Genomic DNA, 478 nt, shown 5'->3' on the forward strand with positions numbered 1-478 from the left:
TTTAAGGCCTTCTTCACCGAGAATGTGTTCGATGAATTCTTTAACTTCGCGACCACGCTCACCGATCAGGCCGACGACGATGATGTCGGCCTCGGTGAAGCGGGTCATCATGCCCAACAGCACCGATTTACCGACACCGGTACCGGCGAACAGACCCAGACGCTGGCCACGGCCGACCGTCAGCAAACCGTTGATGCAACGGATGCCGACGTCCAGCGGTACGCTGATCGGATCACGGTTGAGCGGGTTGATTGTCGGGCCATCCATCGGCACCCAGTCTTCGGCCTTCATGCCGCCCTTGCCGTCCAGCGCGCGACCGGCGCCGTCGAGGACACGGCCGAGCATGCTCATGCCCATCGGTAAACGACCGGTATCGGCCAGGGGCACCACGCGGGCGCCCGGGGCAATCCCGGCGACGCTGCCGACCGGCATCAGAAAGACTTTGCTGCCGGAAAAACCCATGACTTCCGCTTCCACC

1 pseudogene is annotated in these 478 nt (G+C 62.6%); it reads right to left on the reverse strand.

Annotation, left to right across the window (positions count from 1 at the left end):
- Positions 1 to 462 (reverse strand): annotated as a pseudogene (fliI, locus tag AAEY83_RS12835) (flagellum-specific ATP synthase FliI); the annotation flags it as partial.
- Between the last annotated feature and the right edge of the window lie 16 nt (positions 463 to 478).

This window comes from Psychrobacter sp. TB20-MNA-CIBAN-0197 (assembly GCF_040309765.1).
Classification (GTDB): domain Bacteria; phylum Pseudomonadota; class Gammaproteobacteria; order Pseudomonadales; family Moraxellaceae; genus Psychrobacter; species Psychrobacter submarinus.